Here is a 24,165-nt window from a genome sequence, read left to right as displayed (position 1 = left end):
ATCGCCGACCCGAACCCTAACGTTGAAGTTTAGGGTTACCAGTGTGTCCGTTCCCTGGAGTCTTCTGAACAGGACACTAAGTCGACAAGTGGCGCACGTTCAACGAACACGCCGAACCTCCCGTTTTTCTTTTCACCCTATGTGATCAGCCATAGCGCTGCCCAACCAGGGTGCTGGCCTGCGCGGATGTGCGTCAACTCCCCGATGACGCGGGCGCCGTGGGAACGCTGACGTCGAAGTACCGCGCGTCAGGAGAGGCTTTCATGAGAGCCGTGAGCGTACGGGCCTTCGCGGCCCCCTTCTCGCTGCTCCCCCAGGCGACGGTCCGCCCGTCACCGAACTCCAGTGAGATGTCGTCGTACGAACGCACCTTGACCGCCTGGGTCCGGTGGGCGACGGCGGCCGGAATGGCACGGGCGACGCGGACCGCCTCCCGCACCAATCGGCCCTCGCCGAACCGGCGCAGGCTCGCGGCGCGCGAGCCCGGCTGGGACAGCGTCAATTCCAGTGCGGGTACGCCTTTCGGGGCCTCGGAAACCGTCGCGAACCGGACACCTTCATCGTCCACTTCGACAAAGTTTCCGCCCTTTTGGACAAGCAGAACCGGAGTACGCTCAGTCACTTTCAGCCCGATTCCGTGGGGCCAGGAACGCGCCACGTCAACCACGTCAATTCGGGGCAATTTCCGGCGCAGTCGTGCCTCAATCACATCGGTGTCGATGGAAATCAGCGGCGATCCGACCGGCACATCGGCGGCCTCGCGGACCTGTGCGGGCGTCAGAACCCTGGTCCCGGAGACCGATACCCGCTCCACGCGCAGCCAGTTGGAGCCGTACAGGACCCAGAGGGATCCGGTGCCGACGAGCACCAGCGAGACGGCGAGAATGATGATCGTATGAAGGCGGGGGGTTGCGATCCTCCGGACAGGAGGCGGGCCGGACGACTCCTGCTGGCGTTCACCGCGCTCGGCGGTCGTCGATCCGGCCACGCTCCCTGCCTTCCGGTCATACGGGCCTCAGTACGGTCCTATCGGCGTGCACGGCTGGCGGCGATCGCCTCGTACACCATCCCGACGAGCAGGTCGTCGGCGTCCCGGCGGCCGAACTCACTGGCGGAACGGGACATCTGGTACAGCCGGTGCGGATCGGCGAGCACGGGCAGCACGTTCTGCTGCACCCACTCGGGCGTCAGGTCCGCGTCGTCGACCAGGAGGCCGCCGCCGGCCTTGACCACCGGCTGGGCGTTCAGCCGCTGTTCGCCGTTACCGATGGGCAGTGGGACGTAGGCGGCCGGGAGGCCGACGGCGGAGAGTTCGGCGACGGTCATCGCGCCCGCGCGGCAGAGCATCATGTCGGCCGCGGCGTACGCGAGGTCCATCCGGTCCACGTACGGTACCGGGATGTACGGGGGCATCCCCGGCATCTGGTGCACCTGCGGCAGTTCGTTCTTCGGGCCGACCGCGTGCAGGATCTGGATCCCGGCCTGCTGGAGGTACGGCGCGACCTGCTGGACCACCTCGTTGAGCCGGCGGGCGCCCTGCGAGCCGCCGGAGACCAGCAAGGTCGGCAGGTTCGGGTCGAGCCCGAAGGCCGCGCGGGCCTCGGGGCGCATGACCGCCCGGTCGAGGGTGGCGATGGTGCGGCGCAGCGGGATGCCGATGTAGCGGGCGTCGCGCAGCTTGCTGTCCGGGGTGGAGACGGCGACCTTGGCGGCGTAGCGCGAGCCGATCTTGTTGGCGAGGCCGGGGCGGGCGTTGGCCTCGTGGATGATGATCGGCACCCCGAGCCGCTTGGCGGCGAGGTAGCCGGGCAGGGCCACGTACCCGCCGAAGCCGACGACGGCGTCCGCCTTGGTGCGCTCCAGGATCTGCTCGGCGGCCTTGATCGTGCCGCGCAGCCGGCCCGGGACGGTGATCAGCTCGGGGGTCGGCTTGCGTGGCAGGGGCACCGCGGGGATCAGCGCGAGGTCATAGCCCCGCTCCGGTACGAGCCGGGTCTCCAGGCCGCGCTCCGTGCCCAGGGCCGTGATTCCCACGGTCGGGTCCTGCCTGCGCAGGGCGTCCGCGAGGGCGAGCGCGGGCTCGATGTGGCCGGCGGTCCCCCCACCGGCGAGTACGACATGCACCGAAATTCACCGCTCTCCGGACGAACGCGCCGCCTTGGCACGCCGTCTCATCGTGTTCCATCTCCGAGGCCCCCGCACAGGGCCTCCCGCCCGCTTTCTACCAAAGCGGGGTTGCCGCATCGAAAGCGCCATCCGCGCAGCGGGATCCTCACGCGCGAAGGCGATCAGCAACCCGATGGCGAACATGGTCGGCAGCAGGGCGGACCCTCCGTAGGAGAACAGCGGAAGGGGGACACCGGCGATGGGCAGCAGGCCGAGCACCGCACCCATGTTGATCACCGCCTGTGCGGTGATCCAGGTGGTCACACCTCCCGCGGCATACCTCACGAAGGGGTCCTCCGTGCGTCCGGCCACGCGGATACCCGCATAGCCTAGGGCCGCGAAGAGGGCGAGCACGGACAGCGTCCCCGCCAAACCCAGTTCCTCACCGGTGACGGCGAAGATGAAGTCCGTGTGCGCCTCTGGGAGTTGGCCCCATTTTTCCACACTCGCCCCCAGCCCGGAACCGAAGAGTCCGCCGGATGCGAGGGCGTAGATGCCGTGCACGGCCTGCCAGCAGTCGGCCACTCCGGACTTCGGCTCGGTGGCGCCGATGCACTGCAGCCGGGCCATGCGGTTGGGGCTGGTCTTGATGAGGATCACACCGAGCGTGGCGGCGATCGACAGCACCCCGACGAACAGCCGGGTCGGCGCGCCCGCGAGCCACAGCAGGCCGAACAGGATCGCGGTGAGGATGATCGCCGTACCCATGTCGCCGCCGAGCATGATCAGCCCGAGCAGCATGAAGGCGACCGGCACGAGTGGCACGAGCATGTGCTTCCACTGGGTCAGCAGCTTCTTGTCCTGCTTGCGGGCGAGCAGGTCGGCACCCCACAGCACGAGGGCAAGCTTGCCGAACTCACTGGGCTGGATCTGGAACGAGCCGCCGAGGGAGATCCAGTTCTGGTTGCCGTTGACCGACATCCCTATCCCCGGGATCTGCACCAGGGCCATGAGGAAGACCGCGCCGGCGAGGATCGGGTAGGCGAGCGCCCGGTGCAGCTTCACCGGCATCCGGGAGGCGACCAGCAGCAGCACCCCGCCGATGGCGGCCGCGAGGAGCTGCTTGCGGAAGAAGTACGAGCCCGGCAGGGACATCTGCAGGGCGGTGATCTGGGAGGCCGAGTAGACCATCACCAGCCCGAGCACGGTGATCAGCAGACTGCCGCCGAGGATCAGGTAGTACGCGGTCAGCGGCCGGTCCCAGGCGCGGCGGGCGCGCAGGTACAGGCCGAGGACCGGGTTCTCGCGCGGTGCCCGGGGGGTGGCGGGACGTCTGACCGGCCGCTGCACGGGCGGCCGCCCGGTACGGCTACCGGGCATCGCAGACCTCACTGTACGTCGACGGTCCCACGCGTCCCTCCCAAGGTCCGCCCGGCAGGCGGCCGGGTCAGGCGCCGAGTTCGCGAACCGCCTCCGCGAACGCGTCACCGCGCTGGTTGTAGTTGGTGAACATGTCCATGGAGGCACAGGCCGGGGCCAGCAGGACCGTGTCGCCCGCGGCGGCGAGCCGCTTCGCTTCCCGGACTGCCTGGAGCATCGCCCCAGTGTCGGTCCGGTCCAGCTCCACGACGGGTACTTCCGGGGCGTGTCGCGCCAGGGCTTCGCGGATCAACGCGCGGTCCGCGCCGATGAGGACGACGCCCCGCAGCCGCTTCGCCGCCCCTGTCACCAGCTCGTCGAAGGTCGCGCCCTTGGCGAGGCCGCCCGCGATCCACACGATCGACTCGTAGGCCGCCAACGAGGCTTCCGCGGCGTGGGTGTTGGTGGCCTTGGAGTCGTCCACGTAGCCGACCGAGTCGATGTCGGCCACGTGCGCGATGCGGTGGGCGTCCGGCGTGAAGGCCCTCAGGCCGTCCCGTACGGCCGTCGCGGGCACCCCGAAGGCGCGCGCGAGGGCGGCCGCCGCAAGGGCGTTGGCGATGTTGTGCGGGGCGGGCGGGTTGACGTCGGAGACCTCCGCCAGCTCCTGGGCGTTCTTCTGCCGGTCCGCCACGAAGGCGCGGTCGACCAGGATGCCGTCCACCACGCCGAGTTGGGAGGGTGCGGGCGCGCCGAGGGTGAAGCCGACCGCCCGGCACCCCTCCTCGACGTCCGCCTGGCGCACCAGGTCCTCGGTGGCCTTGTCGGCGAGGTTGTAGACGCAGGCGACGCGATTGCCCTCGTAGATGCGGCCCTTGTCGGCGGCGTACGCCTCCATGGAGCCGTGCCAGTCGAGATGGTCGGGGGCGAGGTTGAGGACGACGGCCGAGTGGGCGCGCAGCGAGGGCGCCCAGTGGAGCTGGTAGCTCGACAGCTCCACCGCGAGGACGTCGTACCGCTCCTCGCCGAGGACCGCGTCCAGCAGCGAGACGCCGATGTTGCCGACCGCCGCCGTGCGCAGGCCCGCCGCCTTCAGGATGGAGGCGAGCATCTGGACGGTGGTGGTCTTGCCGTTGGTGCCGGTGACGGCGAGCCAGGGCGCGGCGTCGGGTCCGCGCAGCCGCCAGGCGAGTTCGACGTCGCCCCAGACCGGCACGCCGGCCGCGCGTGCCGCCGCGAACAGCGGCTTGTCCGGCTTCCAGCCGGGGGCCGTGACGATGAGCTCGGTGCCGTCGGGCAGGGTCGCGCCGTCGCCGAGGCGCACGGTGATGCCGAGCGCCTCCAGTTCGGCCGCCTGGGCACGGGCCCGCTCGTCGTCGCCGTCGTTGACGACGGTGACGAGAGCACCGCGTTCGTGCAGCACCTTGGCGGCCGGGATGCCGGAGACGCCGAGCCCGGCGACGGTGACGCGCTTGCCCTGCCAGTCGGTCACTTGTCCGCCGCCCATCCCGCGTAGAACAGGCCCAGGCCGACGATCACACAGATGCCCTGGATGATCCAGAAGCGGACCACCACAAGGACTTCGGACCACCCCTTGAGCTCGAAGTGGTGCTGGAGTGGCGCCATGCGGAAGACGCGCTTGCCGGTGAGCTTGAAGGAACCGACCTGGATGACCACCGACATGGTGATCAGGACGAACAGGCCGCCGAGGAGAGCGATCAGCAGCTCGGTGCGGGAGCAGATCGCCAGACCCGCGAGCACGCCGCCGAGCGCCAGGGAGCCGGTGTCGCCCATGAAGATCTTGGCGGGCGAGGTGTTCCACCACAGGAAGCCGAGGCAGGCGCCCATCAGCGCGGAGGCGATGACCGCGAGGTCCAAGGGGTCGCGCACCTCGTAACAGGCGCTGGGGTTGGTCAGCGTCTCGCCGTTGGCGCAGGACTCCTGGAACTGCCAGACGCCGATGAACGTGTAGGCGCCGAAGACGAGGACGGAGGCGCCGGTGGCGAGGCCGTCCAGACCGTCCGTCAGGTTCACGCCGTTCGACATCGCGAGGATCATGAACAGCGCCCAGACGACGAACAGCACCGGGCCGATCGTCCAGCCGAAGTCCGTGATGAACGACAGCTTCGTGGAGGCCGGAGTGTTGCCGCGCGAGTCGGAGAACTGCAGCGAGAGCACCGCGAAGGTGATGCCGACGATCAGCTGGCCGGCCATCTTCGCCTTGGCACGCAGACCGAGCGAACGCCGCTTGACGATCTTGATGTAGTCGTCGAGGAAGCCGACCAGACCCATGCCGCACATCAGGCCCAGCACCAGCAGGCCGGAGTACGTCGGCGGTTTGCCCGTGATCACCTTGGACAGGAAGTACGCGGCGACCGTCGCCAGGATGAAGGCGATACCACCCATGGTCGGCGTACCGCGCTTGCTGCCGTGCGTGCGCGGGCCGTCGTCGCGGATGTACTGGCCGTAGCCCTTGCGGGCCAGCAGCTTGATCAGCAGCGGCGTGCCCACCAGCGTCAGGAACAGGCCGATGACGCCCGCGAACAGGATCTGATTCATCATCGGGCGGCGACCTCACCCTCGGCGCCGCTCGCGAGCAGCGCCTGTGCCACGCTCTCGAGCCCGACCGACCGGGACGCCTTCACGAGTACGACGTCTCCCGGGCGCAACTCGCTGCGCAACAGGTCGATCGCCGCCTGTGCGTCGGACACGTGCACCGACTCCTCACCCCACGAACCCTCGTTATATGCGCCCAGTTGCAGCCAGGACGCTTCCCTGCCCCCGACCGCGACGAGCTTGCCGACATTGAGCCGGACGGCGAGCCGTCCGACCGCGTCGTGCTCGGCGAGCGCCTCGTCCCCGAGCTCGGCCATCTTGCCGAGCACCGCCCAGGTCCGCCGCCCCCGGCCCATGGCCGCGAGCGCGCGCAAAGCGGCTCGCATGGACTCGGGGTTCGCGTTGTAGGCGTCGTTGACGACCGTCACGCCGTCCGGGCGCTCGGTGACCTCCATACGCCAGCGGGAGAGGGAGCCCGCCTCGGAGAGTGCGGTGGCGATCTCTTCCGCGGACATGCCCAGTTCGTGGGCGACGGCGGCCGCGGCGAGCGCGTTCGACACGTGGTGCTCACCGTACAGGCGCATGGTCACTTCGCTTGCACCGGAGGGTGTGTGAAGCAGGAAGGCGGGCTGTCCGCTGTCCGTGAGTCTCACGTTCTCGGCGCGTACGTCCGCTTCGCCGGACTCTCCGAAAAGGATCACCTTCGCCTTGGTACGGGATGCCATGGCCCGTACGAGGGGATCGTCGGCGTTGAGGACCGCCGTACCGTCTTCCGGAAGGGCCTCCACGAGTTCGCCCTTGGCCTGCGCGATCTGCTCTCGGCCGCCGAACTCGCCGATGTGGGCGGTCCCGACGTTGAGGACGAGGCCGATCTTCGGCGGCGTCAGGTCGGCGAGGTAGCGGATGTGGCCGATGCCGCGGGCGCCCATCTCCAGCACGAGGAACTTCGTCTCCTCGGTGGCGCTGAGCGCGGTCAGCGGCAGCCCGATCTCGTTGTTGAGCGAGCCGGGCGTGAACACCGTCGGCGCCTTGTGCCGGAGCACCTGGGCGATCAGGTCCTTGGTGCTGGTCTTGCCGGCGGAGCCGGTGAGGGCGACGAGGGTCGCGCCGAGCCGTCGTACGACATGACGCGCGAGGGCGCCGAGAGCCGCCTGGACGTCCTCCACGACGATCGCGGGCACGCCGACGGGGCGCGACGCCAGTACGGCCACCGCGCCCGCTTCGACGACCGCCTGTGCGAAGTCGTGGCCGTCCACGCGCTCGCCGACGAAGGCGACGAAGAGGGTGCCGGGCCCGGCCTCGCGGGAGTCCCGGACGACCGGTCCGGTGACCTGCACGGACGGATCCGGTATGTCGTGCGTCTGCCCGCCGACGACTGAGGCGATCTCGGCGAGAGAGAGGGCGATCACAAGTTCATCCCTGGGTCTTCTGGATAGCTTCGCGAAGCACCTGGCGGTCGTCGAAGGGACGGACCACCCCGGCGATGTCCTGGCCCTGTTCGTGGCCCTTGCCCGCGACCAGCACCGTGTCGCCGGGCCGTGCCCGGGACACGGCGGCGGCGATCGCGGCGGCCCGGTCCTCGAAGACCTGGACCTCGCCGCGCTCGTGTGCCGGTACGGACGCCGCGCCCTGGAGCATGGTCGCGAGGATCGCGAGGGGGTCCTCGGAACGGGGGTTGTCGGAGGTCAGTACGGCGGTGTCGGCGAGCCGGGCGGCGGCGGCGCCCATCGGCATCCGCTTGGTCTTGTCCCGGTCGCCGCCGCAGCCGAGCACGATGTGCAGCCGGCCCTCGGTGACCTTGCGCAGCGCGCGCAGCACCGATTCGACGGCGTCCGTCTTGTGGGCGTAGTCGACGACCGCGAGGTACGGCTGTCCGGCGTCCACGCGCTCCAGTCGGCCCGGCACCCCGGGCACGGCGGCGATGCCGTCGGCCGCGGTCTGCGGGTCGAGGCCGGCGGCGGCGAGGGCGACGATCGCGGCGAGGGTGTTCGCCACGTTGAAGGTTCCGGCCAGCGGCGACCTGGCCGTGATCCGCTCCCGCTCCGGGCCGATCACGGTGAACGTCGAGTCGGTGGGCCCTACCTGGACGTCCTCGGCGCGCCAGTCGGCGTCCGGGTGGCCCTCGGCGGAGAAGGTGACGACCGGGACGGTGGCCTCCTTGGCCAGCCGGCGCCCGTACTCGTCGTCGAGGTTGACGACGCCGAGCCTGCTGCGTTTCGGCGTGAACAGCTGGGCCTTGGCCTGGAAGTAGTCCTCCATGTCGGAGTGGAACTCCATGTGTTCCGGGCTCAGGTTGGTGAAGACGGCGATGTCGAAGACGCAGGCGTCGACCCGGCCGAGCACCAGGGCGTGGCTGGAGACCTCCATGGCGACCGCTTCGACCCCGCGCTCGCGCATGACGGCGAACAGGGCCTGGAGGTCGGTGGCTTCCGGGGTGGTGCGCTCGGACTTGATGCGCTCGTCGCCGATGCGCATCTCCACCGTGCCGATCAGGCCGGTGGACTTGGCCGTCCTCAGGCCGCCCTCGACGAGGTAGGCGGTGGTGGTCTTGCCGGAGGTGCCGGTGATGCCGATCTGGAGCAGATCGGGGCCCGGGTGGCCGTAGATCGTGGCCGCCAGTTCGCCCATCTCCGCGCGTGGGTCGTCGACGACCAGCACCGGGAGTCCGGTGGCGGCGGCCCGCTCGGCGCCCGCCGGGTCGGTCAGCACGGCGACCGCGCCGAGGCCCGCGGCCTGGGTGACGAAGTCGGCGCCGTGCAGGCGGGCGCCCGGGAGGGCGGCGTACAGGTCGCCGGGGCGGACGGCTCGGGAGTCGTGGGTGATGCCCGAGACTCCGGCCGTGCCGCCCGGGGTCTTCGGCTGCACGGCACCCAGCTGATCGGCGAGCTCCGCGAGGGGTGTGGCGGAGATCCGGACCGGCCTGGGCGGCCCCGGATATGTCACGGGTGCGCCCTTCTGGGTGGTTTGGGACTGATCGGCGTGTGGCACGGCGGTGAGCGTACCGGGCGCACCCGCTTCGGAGCGAAGTGAGGGCCCGGGGGTGCCCTGGTTGCCGGAATCGGGGGTGATCGTTGTCACGGGCTGGTTCCTGGGGGTTCCGTGCTGAACAGAGCTGGTCAGGGTGTGAAGGCGACCGGAAGCTTCGCGGCCTTGGCACCGGTGGGCGGTACCTGGAGGGTCTTCAGGGCGAACTCCATCACCTGCTTGTAGACGGGGCCGCAGATCTGGCCGCCGAAGTAGCTGCCCTCGGTGGCGTTCTGGATCGCGCAGTAGACGGTGACGCGAGGCTTGTCCGCGGGGGCGAATCCGGCGAAGGACGAGGTGTAGCCCTTGTACTTGCCGGTGGCCGGATCCACACGGTTGGCCGTACCCGTCTTGCCCGCGACCCGGTAGCCGGGGATGCGCGCCTTCGTACCGGTGCCTTCCGCGTCGTCCACGACGGACTCCAGCATCCGGGCGAGGGTCTTGGCCGTCCCGGCACTGACGACCCTTGTCTTCTTGGGCTGAGCGGCCGGTGCGAAGCCTCCGTCGGGTCCCTTCGTGCCGCGGACGAGCGTGGGTTCGACGCGGACACCGCCGTTGGCGATGGTCGAGTACACCGACGCCGCCTGCATCGCGTTGAGGGACACGCCCTGGCCGAAAGGAATCGTGTACTGCTGCGAGGTCGACCACTTGTCGGGGCCGGCGAGGATGCCCGGCGTCTCGCCCGGGAAGCCGAGCCCGCTGTAGCTGCCCAGGCCGAACTTGCGCAGGTACGAGTAGAGGACCTGGTTGGCCTCCGCCTGCGTCTTGCCGAGCTGCCCGGTGGCCAGGATCGTGCCGATGTTGCTGGACTTGGCGAGCACGCCGTTGAGCGTGAGGTACCAGGTCGGATGGTCGATGTCGTCCTTGAAGAGCCGGTCGCCGCGGTGCAGCCGGTTGGGCACGACTACATGCGTGTCGGGCGTGGCGGCCTTCTCCTCCAGTACGGCGGCCATCGACATGACCTTCGCGGTGGAGCCGGGCTCGTACGCGTCCTGGAGCGCCGCGTTGCCCATGTTGAGCCCGCTCGCCTTGGACAGGTCGTTCGGGTCGAAGCCGGGCGCGTTGGCCATGGCGAGGACCTGACCGGTCTGCGTGTCCTGCACGATGACGTATCCGCGGTCCGCCTTGGACTTCTCGACCTGCTCGGTGATGGCGTTCTGCGCGGCCCACTGGATGTCGCGGTCGATGGTGAGTTCGACGTCGCTGCCGGGCACGGCGGGTGTCTCGGTGGAGCCCACGGTCGGCACCTGGCGGCCCCCGGACTGGGCGTAGCGGATCTTGCCGTCCTTGCCTGCCAGCAGGCCGTTCAGCTGCTGCTCGACACCGCCGCCGCCCTTGCCCTCGGCGTTGACCCAGCCCAGTATCCCGGCGGCGAGGTCGCCGTTCGGGTACACGCGCTTGCTGGTGGGCACGGCCAGGACGCCCCCGAGGACGTTGACCGTGCTCGGGTCGGTCTCGGCCTTGGTGGACAGCGCGGTCTTCAGGTCCTTGATCTGCTTCCAGACCTGCGGGGTCTGCCGGTTGGCGAGGACGACGTAGCGGAGGTTCTCGTCCGCCGGCCTGAGCTTCTTGACGATCGCGTCCTGCTCCTGGCCGAGGATCGGGGCGAGCAGCGCGGCCGCCTGCTCGGGCCCGTCGTCGATCTTCAGCTGCTTGCGGTTGAACAGCGTGGGGTCCGCGGTGATGTTGTACGCGTCCTCGCTGGTCGCCAGTGCTACGCCGTCGCGATCGGTGATCCCGCCGCGCTCGGCGGCCAGGGTGTAGCCGACGTACCGGTTCTGTTCGGCCTTGGCGGCGTACGTGCTCGCGTCGACGGCCTGCACCTGGAGCAGGCGTACGACGAAGGCGATCAGGACGAGGGTCAGCGCCAGGCCGACCATGCGCAGCCGGGGCCGGGGGCTGCCCAGCCGGATGACACCGGGGGCCGCGGGGCGGGACGCCGCCGGGCGGCGGGGCGGGCGGGCGCCGGGGCCCGGACGCCGGCGGCCTGCGGGGCGTGCGGGTCCGGGCACGCGGCGGCGCGGCGGTTGCCTGTCGGACACTTCCGTCACCTGCCGGAGGTCGAGGGCGGGGGGAACTGGGCGGGCGGTGGGGTCGAGGGAGCGGTCGCCGGCGTCGGTTCGTCGGCGGACGGCGTGGGAGCCGGGGGCGGGACGGTGGCGTCGGCGATCGCCTCGGGGGCGAGGACGAGCGGGGTGAAGGCGCCGGCCGGCTCGACTCCGGGAGCGGGGCTGGGTACGCCCTTGACGGTGCCGTCGGGGTCCAGGAAGGCCGGATCGCCGCCGGGCACCATGCCCAGCTCGCGGGCCCGGCGCTGGAGGGCTTCGGGCGCCGAGTAGGCGTCGATGTCCCGCTGGAGCGCCTGTTCCTGGTCGGTGAGGCTCTTGGTCTCCTTCTGGAGGTCGTCGAGCTTGAAGGATCCTTCGCTGAGCGCCGAATTCAGCACCAGCAGCCCGATGAGACCGCCGCCGAGGAGCAGGACGACGAGGAGGACGAAGGGGGTGCGGGCCGCCTGTCCGGAACCCGCCGTTGTGGGAATGAGCCGCGCGAGACGGGCGGCTCGGCCCTTCAGCTGGGGCTTCCCGCCCACGCGCCCTCCCCCGGAGTCTGGTTCCCCAACAAGCTCACGCCCGGCACGCCCTTCACTCGATGGACTCCCTGATGCGCTCGGCGCCGCGCAGTCGCGCCGGTGCCGCTCGCCGGTTCTCGGCGACCTCTTCCTCGGTGGGAAGTTCGGCACCGCGCGTGAGCAGCTTGAGCCGGGGCTGGTAGCGCTCGGGCACCACCGGCAGCCCGGGCGGCGCGGTGGTGGCGGCACCGGCCGCGAACACCTGCTTGACCAGCCGGTCCTCCAGCGAGTGGTACGACAGGACGGCGATGCGTCCGCCGACGTCGAGGCTCTGCACGGCGGCCGGGATCGCCCGCTCCAGGACGGAGAGCTCGCCGTTGACCTCGATGCGCAGGGCCTGGAAGGTGCGCTTGGCCGGGTTGCCGCCGGTACGCTTGGCGGCCTGCGGCAGGCTGTCCCGGATCAGCTCCACGAGCCGGGCGCTGTTGCTGAACGGCTCCTTCTCCCGCTCGCGCACGATCGCGGACACGATCCGCTTGGCCTGCTTCTCCTCGCCGTAGGCCCTGAGGATCCGGACGAGCTCGCCGGGCGGGTAGGTGTTGAGGACCTCGGCGGCACTCATGCCGGTCGTCTGGTCCATGCGCATGTCGAGCGGGGCGTCCTGGGCGTAGGCGAAGCCGCGGTCGGCCTCGTCGAGCTGCATGGAGGAGACACCGAGGTCGAAGAGGACGCCCTGCACGCGCGCGATGCCGAGCCGGTCCAGGACCTCGGGCAGCTCGTCGTACACGGCGTGCACGAGGGTGGCGCGCTCCCCGTACGGGGCGAGCCGCTCGCCGGACAGGCGCAGCGCCTCCTTGTCGCGGTCGAGGGCGACGAGCCGGGCCTCGGGGAACCGCGCGAGCAGCGCCTCGCTGTGGCCGCCGAGACCGAGGGTGCAGTCCACGACCACCGCTCCGCCCCGCTCCTGAAGGGCGGGGGCCAACAGGTCCAGGCACCGCTGGAGCATCACCGGGACGTGTCGACTCTGACTCAAGTGGCCCTCTCAGGTCCGGCGCGCGGCACCATACGCACCGCCGGCTCCCCGCCCTCCCTCAGTGAAGGGGAGGCCTGCCGGCGCCGAAAGCGTCAGCCGGCCGGGAGCGGGAGGAGGCCGAGCCGTACGTACGCGCCGCGCACGTGGGGAGATCTCCGGAACATCACCGGGGTCTCCGGGGAAAAACAGTCCGCAGGGAGGACCGGCCTCCCGCCCGCGTCACTTTAGTCCACGGTGTCGTGCGGTCAATCAACCGGCCTGCGCGTCGCGAGCCGGGTGCGGACGAAGCGACGAATGCGGCAGAACCACCCGCGCGGCGGCCCTCACACCACCTGTGTGGATTAGCTCACAACAAGGCTCGTTGACGTTCTTTGTCCTCTCTCACAGCGGGCTCGGATCGCAGGTGACCAGTACCGTCATGGGTATGACGACTTCCGCATCGGTTCCCGCAGGTCCCGAAGCCGCCATAGTCACCGGCGGCACCGTCACCGACCGCCTTGTCGAGGCGAACGGGCGCTACGCCGCCGCCTTCACCGACCCCGGCATGGACGCCCGTCCCGTGCTGCGCGTCGCCGTGGTGGCCTGCATGGACGCCCGCCTCGACCTGCACGACGCACTCGGCCTCGAGCTCGGCGACTGTCACACCATCCGCAACGCCGGCGGTGTCGTCACCGACGACGTGATCCGCTCGCTCACCATCAGCCAGCGCAAGCTCGGTACGCGCAGCGTCGTGCTCATCCACCACACCGGCTGCGGCCTGGAGGCGATCACCGAGGAGTTCCGCACCGACCTCGAGATGGAGGTCGGCCAGCGTCCCGCCTGGGCGGTGGAGGCGTTCCGGGACGTCGACCAGGACGTACGGCAGTCCATGCAGCGGGTGCGCACCTCGCCGTTCCTGCTGCACACCGACGACATCCGCGGCTTCGTCTTCGACGTGAAGACCGGCCTGCTGCGCGAGATCGACCCCGCCTAGACGCCGCGTAACCATCCGCCGAAGCTGTCGTTTCGCTGTTGATTTCCGGACCTGGGGTGCCCAAAACACCGCAAGCGCCGACATAGTGCGGGCAGTTGTCCACAGGCGAGTGACACGAAACGGTAACGGCAGCAAGAATGCGGTTGTGGCGTCACGCGGAACGATTCACGCGTGGTGTCCGTGTTTCGGGGTGGGCCGGTCACGCATCGAGCGCGTCGGCCCGGAAAGAACGGGCCGAGGAGGGCCGGGTGACGACCTATGACGATCGAGCGAGCCTCACTGATCTGACCGCCACTGTGGAGCGTGTCCGCAGTTCCGTGGAGGGTGTGATCGAGGGCAAGCCCGAGGTCGTACGGCTTTCGCTGACCGTACTGCTCGCCGAGGGACATCTTCTGATCGAAGACGTCCCCGGCGTGGGCAAGACCATGCTCGCCAAGGCGTTGGCGCGCTCCATCGACTGTTCGGTGCGGCGCATCCAGTTCACGCCCGACCTGCTGCCCTCGGACATCACGGGTGTGTCCATCTGGGACCAGCAGCGCCGGGACTTCGAGTTCAAGCCGGGCGCGATCTTCGCTCAGATCGTGATCGGCGACGAGATCAACCGCGCCTCGCCGAAGACCCAGTCCGCGCTCCTGGAGTCCATGGAGGAGCGGCAGGTCACCATCGACGGGCAGACCTACGAGCTGCCCAGCCCCTTCATGGTGGTGGCGACCCAGAACCCGGTCGAGATGGAGGGCACCTACCCGCTGCCCGAGGCCCAGCGCGACCGCTTCATGGCGCGCGTGTCCATCGGCTACCCGAGCGCGGAGGCCGAGCTGCAGATGCTCGACATCCACGGCGGGGCGAGCCCCCTGGACGACCTGCAGCCGGTGGCGCACGCGCACGACATCGTGAAGCTGATCGACGCCGTCCGCGGCGTCCACGTCGCCGACACGGTCCGGCGGTACGCGGTGGACCTGGTCGCCGCCACCCGCACCCACCCCGACCTCAGACTGGGCGCCTCCCCGCGTGCGACGCTGCACCTGCTGCGCGCGGCGAAGGCGTCCGCCGCCCTCAGCGGCCGTGAGTACGCGCTGCCGGACGACGTGCAGGCCCTCGCGGTCGCGGTCCTGGCCCACCGGCTGCTGCCGACCGCCCAGGCCCAGCTGAACCGGCGTACGGCCGAGCAGGTCGTGCAGGAGATCCTGCAGCACACCCCGGTGCCCGCGGCGGCTCCCCAGCCTGGCGTCGGCCTCGGTCCGGGCCGCTCCACACCGGCGTACGGCCAGCAGCCGCCGCGGAGGCTGTGATGAGCACCGGCGGGACCGGTCTCGCGGAGGCCGACCGGGGCGACAAGGGCGGTGTGCGCACGGCCCTGGCCGGTCTGACCACCCGGGGCCGCTCCTTCTTCGCGGCCGGAATCGCCGCGGCCATCTGCGCGTACGTCCTCGGACAGAGCGACCTGCTGCGCGTCGGACTGCTGCTGGCCGTGCTGCCCCTGATCTGCGCCACCGTGCTCTACCGCACCCGCTACCGGGTGGCCGGCAGCCGTCGGCTCTCCCCCGCGCGCGTGCCCGCCGGCAGCGAGGCCCGCGTCCATCTGCGGATGGACAACGTCTCCCGGCTGCCCACCGGCCTGCTGATGCTCCAGGACCGGGTCCCGTACGTCCTCGGCCCCCGCCCCCGTTTCGTGCTCGACCGGGTGGAGCCGGGCGGCCGCCGCGAGGTGTCCTACCGCGTCCGCTCCGACCTGCGCGGCCGCTATCCCCTGGGCCCGCTGCAGCTGCGCCTGACCGACCCGTTCGGCATGTGCGAACTGACCCGGTCCTTCTCGACGTACGACACCCTGACGGTGATCCCCCGCGTGGAGCCGCTGCCGCCGGTGCGGCTGACCGGCGAGGCGAAGGGATACGGCGACGGGCGGCAGCGCTCGCTCGCCCTGGCCGGCGAGGACGACATCATCCCGCGCGGGTACCGCTACGGCGACGACCTGCGCCGCGTGCACTGGCGCTCCACCGCGCGCTACGGCGAGCTGATGGTGCGCCGCGAGGAACAGCCCCAGCGCTCCCGCTGCACGGTGCTCCTCGACACCCGGGGCCTCGCCTTCCAGGGCGCCGGCCCCGAATCGGCCTTCGAGTGGGCGGTGGCGGGCGCCGCCTCCGCCCTGGTCCACATGCTGGAGCGGGGCTTTTCGGTCCGGCTGCTGACGGACACCGGCAACTCCGTGCCCGGTGAGAGCGCCGACGGGTTCGCGGGCGCGAGCCAGGAGTCGGCGGACGCGGCCGGGCTGATGATGGACACCCTCGCGGTGATCGACCACTCGGACGGCACGGGCCTGTCCAGGGCGTACGACGTGCTGCGCGGCGGGAACGAGGGGTTGCTGGTGGCCTTCTTCGGCGACCTCGACGAGGAACAGGCCACCGTGGCCGCCAAGATACGCCAACGCAGTGGCGGCGCGGTCGCCTTCCTGCTGGACAGCGACACATGGGTGCGGGAACCGAGCGATGTGCCCGGCCCGTTGGACAGGAACGGGGAGCGGCTGCGGATGCTGCGTGAGGCGGGCTGGACGGCGCTGAGCGTGCCGCGCGGCGCTTCCCTGGACGAGCTGTGGCGTCAGGCGGACCGGGACCGCACAGGCGTCGGAGCGGTCGGCGGCGGGGAGGGGTCGGCATGAGCGGGCGGGCACGACTGGCGCTGTGCGCCTGGGCGGCCACGTTGATGGTGTCGTGCGCGCTGCTGCCGCTGGTCGAGCCGGCCACCTGGATCCTGCAGGCCGCGTTCCTGCTCGCGGTACAGACGGGCGTGGGGGCGGCGACCCGGCGGGTGCCGCTGGCCCGGCCGCTGACCGTGGCGGCGCAGGCCCTGGTCACGCTGGTGCTGCTGACCGTCGTCTTCGCCCGCGAGCAGGCCTTCCTCGGGCTGTTCCCCGGGCCGGACGCCTTCGTGTACTTCGCCGACCTGCTGCAGCAGGGCACCGACGACATCGCGCGGTTCGCGATCCCGGCCCCGCTGTCGTCCGACGGCATCCGGCTGATGATCATCGGCGGTGTGCTGGTGATCGGGCTCGCGGTGGACACCCTCGCGGTGACCTTCCGCAGCGCGGCCCCGGCCGGCCTGCCGCTGCTCGCGCTGTACTCCGTCGCCGCCGGTCTGTCCGACGGCGGCGCCGACTGGCTCTGGTTCCTGGTCGCGGCGGCCGGCTATCTGCTGCTGCTCCTGGCCGAGGGGCGGGAGCGGCTCTCGCAGTGGGGCCGTGTCTTCGGCGGGGCACCGCGCACCGGGGGCGGGGAGGCCGGCGGGCCGGTGGCCCCGGTCCGCACCGGCCGCCGCATCGGCATGGCCGCCCTGGGTGTGGCTGTCGTGGTCCCGCTCGCCCTGCCCGCGATGAACGGCGGCCTGCTGGACGCCGCCGGGACGGGTGTGGGCTCCGGCAGCGGTGGCGGCGGCACGATCTCCGCGGTGAACCCGCTGGTGGCCCTGCGGGACAACCTGAACGTGGACGAGGACCGCCAGGTCCTGTCCCTGAAGACCGACGACAACACGGACGTCTCGAATCTCTACCTGCGGATCGTGTCCCTGGACGACTTCGACGGCACCACCTGGAAGCCGTCCAAGCGGTCCATCACCGCCGTACCGGACGGCGCGTTCCCGACCCCCATCGGCCTCGGCGCGGACGTCAAGCGCGCGGAGATCGAGACCACCGTCTCGGCGTCCGGCACCTACGCGCAGAACTGGCTGCCGATGCCGTACCCGCCCAGCGGCGTGAAGATCAGCGGCAACTGGCGCTACGAACCCGAGGGCATGACGCTGGTCGGCGACCACGGCCAGACCACGCGCGGTGCGACGTACGAGGTGAAGAGCCTGGAGGTACGGCCGACGGCGGAACAGCTGGCCGCGGCACCGCCGCCGTCCGCGGCGCTGAAACGCGAGTACACCAAGCTGCCGGACTCCCTCCCTGGCGTGGTGGCCAGGACCGCCCGTGAGGTCACCTCGGACGCCAAGAACCCCTACGAGCAGGCGGTCGCCCTCCAGGACTACTTCGCCCTGACCGGCGGCTTCGAGTACGACACCTCGGTGCAGGTCGGCAGCGGCTCGCAGGCGATCGCCCGCTTCCTCAGGGACAAGCAGGGCTTCTGCGTCCACTTCTCCTTCGCGATGGCCGCGATGGCCCGGTCCCTGGGGATACCGGCCAGGGTCGCGGTGGGCTTCGCGCCGGGGTCGCCGCAGGCGGACGGTTCGGTGTCGGTGGGGCTGAAGGACGCCCACGCCTGGCCCGAGCTGTACTTCGAGGGCGTGGGCTGGACCCGCTTCGAGCCGACCCCGAACCGCGGTTCGGTGCCCTCGTACACCGTGCCGGACGCGTCCGGCAGCTCACTCCCGGACGTCACTCTGCCGTCCCAGGAGGCGTCCACGGCGCCCTCCGCATCGCCCTCCGCCAGCGAGAGCTGCACGGCGGAGCAGAAGAAGCTGGAGGCGTGCGAGAGCGAGGCCCCGGCGGCCGCGCCGGGGGGTGGCGGTGGCGGCCCGAAGTGGTGGGTCGCGCTGCTGTGGGCTCTCGGCGGCCTCGCCGTCCTGGCGATTCCCGCGGCGCCGATGCTGTGGCGACTGCGCACCCGGGCCGTACGGCTGGGCGCACACGGCCGCTCGGAGGCGGACGCGGCGGCACACACCCTGGCGGTCTGGCAGGAGCTGACCGACACGGCGTGGGACCACGGGATCCCGCCGGACGAGTCGCAGACCCCGCGCAAGACGGCCGCCAGGATGGTCCGGCTCGGGCACCTCGACCCGCCGGCCGCGGCCGCGGTGCACCGGGTGGCGGACGCCGTGGAGCAGGTCCTCTACGCGCCGCGTCCACGCCCGACGGCGGGGCTCGCGGACGACGTCCGCCAGGTGCTCGGCGGGCTGCGGAGCACGGTCGGCCGGGGCACGAAGCTGCGCGCGGTGATCGCCCCGCGTTCCACCGCACGAGTGGTGTGGGCGCTGTCGGAGTGGTGGACGGGCGTCCTGGCCCGCGCGGCGGCGGCCCGGCCGAGCCTGCGCAGGCCGTCGGATCAGCAGGGCTGAGGCCGGTTCGACGGAGCACGGCGGGCCCCGGGTCGCGTGACGACCCCGGGGCCCGCCGTGCTCCGTGCTCTGCGCCCGCCGCGCTCCGCGGCTGTGCCCGCCATGCTTCTGCGCTCTGCGGCTGTGTGCCGTCAGCCGGTGGTCACTCCTGCCGGCAGCCGGCTGTTCAGTCGTTCGTATCCGGACGAGGGCGTGCGTGAGGGGGTGACCACCACTCGGGTGGTCACCCCCTCACGCGAAGGCGAGCGCTGTCAGGCGGGCTATTGGCCCTGTTGCTCGTCGCGGCGCCGCTGCCAGCGCTGCTCGATCCGGTCCATCATGGAGCGCCGCTGCCGTCCCTGACTGCGGGGCTGCCGGCCACCGGCAGGCTGTTCACCCGGCTTGGGGGCCTTGCGCCAGCCGGTCACCGCGAGCACCGCACAGCCCAGCATCACGAGGAAGCCCATCACGCTGAGCCACACCTGCTTGGCGACCATACCTGCCATGAGGAGCGCGATACCCACGAGGAAGCCCGCGACCGCCTGGTAGACCCGCCGCCGGGTGTACGTACGCAGCCCGCTTCCCTCGAGCGCCGACGCGAACTTGGGATCTTCGGCGTACAGCGCTCGCTCCATTTGCTCGAGCATTCGCTGCTCGTGCTCCGAGAGCGGCACGGAGTCCTCCTCATCGTGCAGTCGCCGGGGCGACCCGGGGGGTCCCTTCAGGATAGGCAGGGAATCGCCCCCGTGAAACCCGCCCCTCTACGCCAATTGGCAACCGGAATCCGCCATGAGCGTCCCGGCCTACTGAGGCTTCCATTCCCCAGGAGCCGACCCGTCATGCCGGGCGGTCTCCCTCGATCATACGGCGCACCGCGCCGGATCGGGGGGCCTGTGGCGTACTCCATGCGCACGCAAGTTCCTGATCAGCAGCACGGCACGCGCGCGGCTCAGCCGTCGACGGCCCCCGGCGTCTCGCCGAGCACATGAAGCTGGGTGGCCACGGAGTGGAAGGCGGACAGCTCTGCCGCCGCCGCCTCCAGCTTCAGCAGCGCCTCCACCGCGCCGGGCTCGGTGTCGACCAGCACGCCGGGAACGAGGTCGGCGAAGACCCGCACGCCGTGCACGGCACCGACCGTGAGACCGGCGCCTTCGACCAGCCGGGTGAGCTGGTCGGCGGTGAAGCGGTGCGGCACGGGGTCACCGGCGCCCCAGCGGCCGTCCGGGTCGTCGAGGGCCTGCTTGGCCTCCTTGAAGTGGCCCGCGAGGGCCCGCGCGAGCACGGCGCCGCCCAGCCCGGCGGCGAGCAGGCTCAGGACGCCCTCGGCCCGCAGTGCGGCCACCACGTTGCGGACGCCCTCGGCGGGGTCGTCGACGTACTCCAGGACGCCGTGGCACAGCACCACGTCGTAACCGCCGCGCTCGACCACGTCGAAGAGGCCGTGGGCATCGCCCTGGACGCCCTGCACCCGGTCGGCGACACCGGCCTCGGCGGCGCGGCGCTCGAGGGCGAACAGCGCGTTCGGGCTGGGGTCGACGACGGTGACCCGGTGGCCGAGGCGGGCGACGGGCACCGCGAAGTTGCCGCTGCCTCCTCCGGTGTCGAGGACGTCCAGCGCCTGGCGACCCGTGGCCTTGACGCGGCGGTCGAGGGCGTCCTGGAGGACCTCCCAGACCACGGCGGTACGGAGAGAGGCGCGGGGGCGCATCGGGTCCGACACAGCAGTTGACTCCTCGGCGCGGCACCGCCTCTGGCACGGGCGGCGCGAACGGGGCGCCTCCCCGCCCCGGCTGCGGAAGGGGGAAGGCTTCAGGCGCCCCCCACCCTATTGCCTGAGGCGCTCTCGCCGGTCACCGCGGGTGTGGCCCTGGGGCGTCCGGCACGGCGAACCCGGGCTCTGCCGCCCGGCCCGTCAGCTCGCGTCCGGGTAGTCGCGGTCACCGGTGTCGTGGTCCTCCGCTCGGTCCGCGTCCTGGCGTGGCTGGGGCAGGACCGGCTGGAGCACCAGCATGCGTTCGACCAGGCGGAGGAACATCGCCACGTCGCGTATCAGGTCGTCGGCGTCCCGGCGGCTGGCCGCGCCCTGGATGCCCGCCTCCGCCCGGGCACGGCGCCGGGCCCCGGCGGCGAAGAGCGCGCTCCACTCGGCGAGTTCGGGCGCTATCTCGGGAAGGACTTCCCACGCGCTGCGGATGCGCGCCCTGCGTCGGGGTGTGGGCTCCGGGCGTCCACGGGCGGCGAGCACGGCGGCGGCCGTGCGCAGCGCGGCGAGATGGGCCGTCGCGTAGCGCTCGTTCGACGCCTCCAGCGTGGCGGCCTCGTCGAGACCGGCGCGGGCCTGCGCGAGCAGGTCGAGGGCGGCCGGCGGGGCGGTCGCCCGGCGGAGGACGGGGTGGACGTCGCTCGCCGGGCCGTTCAGTGAGGGGGCAGGGCCTGGGGCGCGGCGCCGGTGGGCGGCGGCTGCGTGGTAGGTGGCCATGACGAACCTCCTGTCGTCTGTGTGACGGCACGCCCTGATACGGAGTGCCGTATGTGCCCATCGTGAGGTATGCCACTGACAATCCGTTCTGACCTGGGCTTTTGCCTCGATCGCAAGTTCGGGCTAGTTTTTGCACTGACCAGTCAGTACAGAAACAGGGGGAGCTGTGGAAGCAGTCGGTGTCACAGCCGAGGGTTTCGGGCTCGAGGGCCCACGCGGCTGGGCGTTCCGCGGGGTCGGTGTCGACGCGGAGCCCGGTTCGCTGATCGCCGTCGAGGGGCCGTCCGGGGCCGGGCGTACGTGCCTGCTGCTCGCGCTCACGGGGCGGATGAAGGCGACCGAGGGGACGGCGACCGTGGGCGGCGCCCGGCTGCCGAAGCAGTTGACGGCCGCGCGCCGCGTCAGTGCCGTGGCCAACGTCGCCGGTGTCACCGACCTCGACCAGGCCCTGACCGTGGGGGAGCACCTGTGGGAACGGGCGCTGCTGCAGCGGCGGTTCCGGGGTTCGCCGCGTGCCCTGCTGCGGCCGCGGTCCGAGCGCGCGACCGAGGCGAGGCGGCGGATCGACACCGCGTTGGCGGCCGCCGGTCTCGACCGCGACGCCCTGCCCAAGGGCTCGCGGACCGCCGTCCGTGATCTGGAACGGCTGGAAGCGCTGCGGCTGTCCGTCGCCCTGGCCCTGATCGGGCGTCCCGGCCTGCTGGGGGTCGACGACACCGACCTGAAGCTGTCCGAGGCCGAACGGGCCGAGGTCTGGGCGCTCCTGAGGTCTCTCGCCGAGGCCGGGACGACGGTCGTGGCGGTGTGCAGCGAAGCACCCGACGACACGGTGAAGGTCTCCACCCGGCAGTCGCCGGAGGACCAAGAGGACATGCGTGGGCAGAGCCAAGGGGAGGAGAAGGCCGATGCGCTCGCCGAAACTGGCCGCGCTTGAGTTGCGCCGCTTCGGGAGGGGGAAGCTGCCGCGCGCCGCCATGGTCGCGCTGCTGGTGCTGCCGCTGCTGTACGGCGCCCTGTACCTGTGGTCGTTCTGGGACCCGTACGGCCGCCTCGACCGCATTCCCGTGGCGCTCGTGAACGACGACCGGGGGACGACCGCCGACGGGAAGAAGCTCGCGGCGGGCGACGACATCACCAGGGGACTGCGCGAGAGCGAGGTCTTCGACTGGCACGAGGTGAGCTCCGCCGAGGCACGCGCGGGCGTGGAGGACGGCAGGTACTACCTGTCGCTGACCATGCCGGCCGACTTCAGCAGGCGGATCGCCTCCAGTGCGGGCGACTCCCCCGAGACGGGTGCGCTCCAGGTGCGTACGAACGACGCGAACAACTACATCGTCGGGCAGATCTCACGGACGGTGTTCAGCGAGGTGCGCACGGCCGCGTCCACCAAGGCGTCACGGTCCTTCCTGGACCGGATCTTCGTCTCGTTCTCGGACATCCACGGTGAGACGGTGAAGGCCGCCGAGGGCGCCGACGACCTCGAAGGGGGCATCGGCAAGGCGGAGAAGGGGTCCGAGGACCTCGCCGCCGGTCTGAAGGACGCCAAGAAGGGCAGCGGGAAGCTGTCCGACGGGCTGACGAAGCTCGGCAGCGGCGCGGAGGACCTGGCGAAGGGTTCGCAGCAGGTCGCCGAGGGCACGCAGGCGCTGGCCGACAGGGTCAACGGGGTCGCGGACACGGTGGGGCCCTTCCTCGAGGACAACGAGAAGACCATCGGCGACACGGCCCGGCTCGTCGCCGACTCGGCGGCGGCGATCCGTCACAACCTCGGCACGCTGGTGAAGACGGCCCCGCCGGCCGCCAAGGGGGCCCACGCGGCCTCCGACACGCTGGACGCCGTCCACCAGGCGCGCTGCGAGGACCCCGTACTGCCGGACGCCGCCTGCGCCGACCTGGAGAAGGCCAGGCAGGCCGCCGCCGACGTGGCGGAGATCGCCGACGACGTCAACACGCTGGTCGCCGACCAGGACGGCGACCTGAAGAAGCTCGACCACCACCTCGGCACCCTCCAGAAGCAGGCCCAGGCGCTCTCCGTCCGCGCCCCGCACCTGTCCGAGGACCTCGACGACGCCGCGAAGAAGGTCAACGAGCTGAACGCCGGCGCCGGGAAGGTGGCCGCGGGCGCCGAGCAGCTGAACACGGGCCTCGGCACGGCCGAGACGGGTGCCACCGACCTGGACGAGGGCGTCGGCGACCTCAAGACGGGCGCCGAGGACCTCAACGGCGGCATGTACAAGCTTGTCGACGGCTCGGGCCGGCTCTCCGACGGGCTGCACGACGGTGCCGAGCAGATCCCCGACTACGACAAGAAGGACCGCGACGAGCGCACCGAGGTGATGGCGGATCCGGTCCAGCTCGTCTCCGAGGACATGCACAAGGCGCCCAACTACGGCACCGGGTTCGCCCCGTACTTCATCCCGCTGTCCCTGTGGGTGGGCGCGATGGTGTCCTACATGCTGATCGCGCCGATGAACCGGCGTGCGCTCGCCACGGGCGCCTCGGCCTGGCGGATCGCGCTGGCGGGCTGGCTGCCCGTGGTGGCGATCGGCGTGCTGCAGACGACCGCTCTGATGTCGGTGCTGCACTGGGCGGTCGGTCTGGAGATGACGCGGGCGGCCGGGACGGTGGTCTTCCTGTTCCTGGTGACGGCGTGCTTCGCGGCGATCGTGCAGTGGCTGAACGCACGCTTCGGGGCGGCGGGCAGGATCCTCGTCCTGGCCCTGCTGATGCTCCAGTTGACCTCCGCGGGCGGCACGTACCCCGTGCAGACCAGTCCCGGGTTCTTCAACGCGCTGCATCCCTTCCTGCCGATGAGTTACGTCGTCGACGCCCTCAGGAGGCTCATCACCGGCGGCGGCCTCGGCCCGGTGTGGCAGGCGTGTGCCGTCCTGGCGGCCTTCACCGCGGGGGCCCTCGCGCTGACCGCCGTGTCGGCCCGCCGCCGCCAGGTGTGGACGCTCGACCGGCTGCACCCGGAGCTGACCCTGTGAGCCCGGCGGTGACTCCCCCGGCCACTCCTCCAGTGCTTCCCGGGGGGACGGCTC

General features: G+C 71.4%; 19 protein-coding genes. 6 read left to right on the top strand and 13 right to left on the bottom strand.

Features of this window, described 5'->3' with window-relative positions:
• Positions 1–193: 193 nt before the first annotated feature.
• The 10 genes from ACZ5XS_RS24775 to rsmH form a co-directional block, all read right to left on the bottom strand.
• Positions 194–988, bottom strand: a complete 795-nt coding sequence (locus ACZ5XS_RS24775) for a cell division protein FtsQ/DivIB (RefSeq protein ID WP_468654708.1) — start codon at positions 986–988, stop codon at positions 194–196.
• A 38-nt stretch (positions 989–1,026) separates the two neighbouring features.
• The gene (murG, locus tag ACZ5XS_RS24770) at positions 1,027–2,124 is read right to left on the bottom strand and encodes an undecaprenyldiphospho-muramoylpentapeptide beta-N-acetylglucosaminyltransferase (RefSeq protein ID WP_468654706.1); all 1,098 of its coding nucleotides are present in this window, start codon (positions 2,122–2,124) and stop codon (positions 1,027–1,029) included.
• Positions 2,125–2,130: 6 nt separating this feature from the next.
• A complete protein-coding gene (gene ftsW, locus ACZ5XS_RS24765) occupies positions 2,131–3,486 on the bottom strand; it encodes a putative lipid II flippase FtsW (RefSeq protein WP_468654704.1) in 1,356 nt (451 codons plus the stop codon).
• A gap of 67 nt (positions 3,487–3,553) precedes the next feature.
• On the bottom strand, positions 3,554–4,972 hold the full coding sequence (gene murD / locus ACZ5XS_RS24760) for a UDP-N-acetylmuramoyl-L-alanine--D-glutamate ligase (RefSeq protein ID WP_468654702.1): 1,419 nt from the start codon (positions 4,970–4,972) through the stop codon (positions 3,554–3,556).
• Positions 4,954–6,027, bottom strand: a complete 1,074-nt coding sequence (gene mraY / locus ACZ5XS_RS24755) for a phospho-N-acetylmuramoyl-pentapeptide-transferase (RefSeq protein ID WP_217237239.1) — start codon at positions 6,025–6,027, stop codon at positions 4,954–4,956. Before mraY ends, murD begins: the two co-directional genes overlap by 19 nt.
• Positions 6,024–7,430, bottom strand: a complete 1,407-nt coding sequence (locus ACZ5XS_RS24750) for a UDP-N-acetylmuramoyl-tripeptide--D-alanyl-D-alanine ligase (protein ID WP_468654700.1) — start codon at positions 7,428–7,430, stop codon at positions 6,024–6,026. Before ACZ5XS_RS24750 ends, mraY begins: the two co-directional genes overlap by 4 nt.
• A 4-nt stretch (positions 7,431–7,434) precedes the next feature.
• A complete protein-coding gene (locus ACZ5XS_RS24745; protein WP_468654698.1) occupies positions 7,435–8,964 on the bottom strand; it encodes a UDP-N-acetylmuramoyl-L-alanyl-D-glutamate--2,6-diaminopimelate ligase in 1,530 nt (509 codons plus the stop codon).
• Positions 8,965–9,137: 173 nt separating this feature from the next.
• Positions 9,138–11,087, bottom strand: a complete 1,950-nt coding sequence (locus ACZ5XS_RS24740; RefSeq protein WP_468654696.1) for a peptidoglycan D,D-transpeptidase FtsI family protein — start codon at positions 11,085–11,087, stop codon at positions 9,138–9,140.
• A 5-nt stretch (positions 11,088–11,092) separates the two neighbouring features.
• Positions 11,093–11,635, bottom strand: a complete 543-nt coding sequence (gene ftsL / locus ACZ5XS_RS24735) for a cell division protein FtsL (RefSeq protein WP_468654694.1) — start codon at positions 11,633–11,635, stop codon at positions 11,093–11,095.
• A 52-nt stretch (positions 11,636–11,687) separates the two neighbouring features.
• Positions 11,688–12,647, bottom strand: a complete 960-nt coding sequence (gene rsmH, locus ACZ5XS_RS24730) for a 16S rRNA (cytosine(1402)-N(4))-methyltransferase RsmH (RefSeq protein WP_468654692.1) — start codon at positions 12,645–12,647, stop codon at positions 11,688–11,690.
• Positions 12,648–13,071: 424 nt separating this feature from the next.
• Here rsmH and ACZ5XS_RS24725 point away from each other — a divergent pair, with 424 nt between their 5' ends.
• From ACZ5XS_RS24725 to ACZ5XS_RS24710, 4 genes are all read left to right on the top strand, one after another.
• Positions 13,072–13,620 (top strand): beta-class carbonic anhydrase, encoded by a 549-nt coding sequence (locus ACZ5XS_RS24725; protein WP_468654690.1) that lies wholly within the window; start codon positions 13,072–13,074, stop codon positions 13,618–13,620.
• Positions 13,621–13,868: 248 nt separating this feature from the next.
• On the top strand, positions 13,869–14,909 hold the full coding sequence (locus ACZ5XS_RS24720) for an AAA family ATPase (RefSeq protein WP_468654688.1): 1,041 nt from the start codon (positions 13,869–13,871) through the stop codon (positions 14,907–14,909).
• Positions 14,909–16,273 (top strand): DUF58 domain-containing protein, encoded by a 1,365-nt coding sequence (locus ACZ5XS_RS24715; RefSeq protein WP_468654686.1) that lies wholly within the window; start codon positions 14,909–14,911, stop codon positions 16,271–16,273. Before ACZ5XS_RS24720 ends, ACZ5XS_RS24715 begins: the two co-directional genes overlap by 1 nt.
• Positions 16,270–18,663, top strand: coding sequence for a transglutaminase TgpA family protein (locus ACZ5XS_RS24710; RefSeq protein ID WP_468654684.1), 2,394 nt, complete (start codon positions 16,270–16,272; stop codon positions 18,661–18,663). The genes ACZ5XS_RS24715 and ACZ5XS_RS24710 overlap by 4 nt, the downstream gene beginning before the upstream one ends.
• A 260-nt stretch (positions 18,664–18,923) precedes the next feature.
• Here ACZ5XS_RS24710 and ACZ5XS_RS24705 read toward each other — a convergent pair whose 3' ends face one another.
• The 3 genes from ACZ5XS_RS24705 to ACZ5XS_RS24695 form a co-directional block, all read right to left on the bottom strand.
• On the bottom strand, positions 18,924–19,316 hold the full coding sequence (locus ACZ5XS_RS24705; RefSeq protein ID WP_468654682.1) for a DUF3040 domain-containing protein: 393 nt from the start codon (positions 19,314–19,316) through the stop codon (positions 18,924–18,926).
• Between the two features lie 275 nt (positions 19,317–19,591).
• Entirely contained in the window at positions 19,592–20,362 is a 771-nt protein-coding gene (locus ACZ5XS_RS24700) for a methyltransferase (protein ID WP_468654680.1), read from the bottom strand.
• Between the two features lie 192 nt (positions 20,363–20,554).
• Complete coding sequence (locus tag ACZ5XS_RS24695; protein WP_468654678.1) at positions 20,555–21,121, bottom strand: SAV_6107 family HEPN domain-containing protein; 567 nt, start codon at positions 21,119–21,121, stop codon at positions 20,555–20,557.
• Between the two features lie 166 nt (positions 21,122–21,287).
• Here ACZ5XS_RS24695 and ACZ5XS_RS24690 point away from each other — a divergent pair, with 166 nt between their 5' ends.
• Complete coding sequence (locus tag ACZ5XS_RS24690; protein ID WP_468654676.1) at positions 21,288–22,055, top strand: ATP-binding cassette domain-containing protein; 768 nt, start codon at positions 21,288–21,290, stop codon at positions 22,053–22,055.
• Positions 22,027–24,111, top strand: coding sequence for a YhgE/Pip family protein (locus ACZ5XS_RS24685; protein ID WP_468654674.1), 2,085 nt, complete (start codon positions 22,027–22,029; stop codon positions 24,109–24,111). The genes ACZ5XS_RS24690 and ACZ5XS_RS24685 overlap by 29 nt, the downstream gene beginning before the upstream one ends.
• Positions 24,112–24,165 lie beyond the last annotated feature (54 nt).

It is taken from the genome of Streptomyces sp. NPDC033131 (assembly GCF_055578365.1).
Note: the sequence above shows the minus strand (reverse complement) of the source record. Positions and strands in the feature narration are given on the sequence as shown.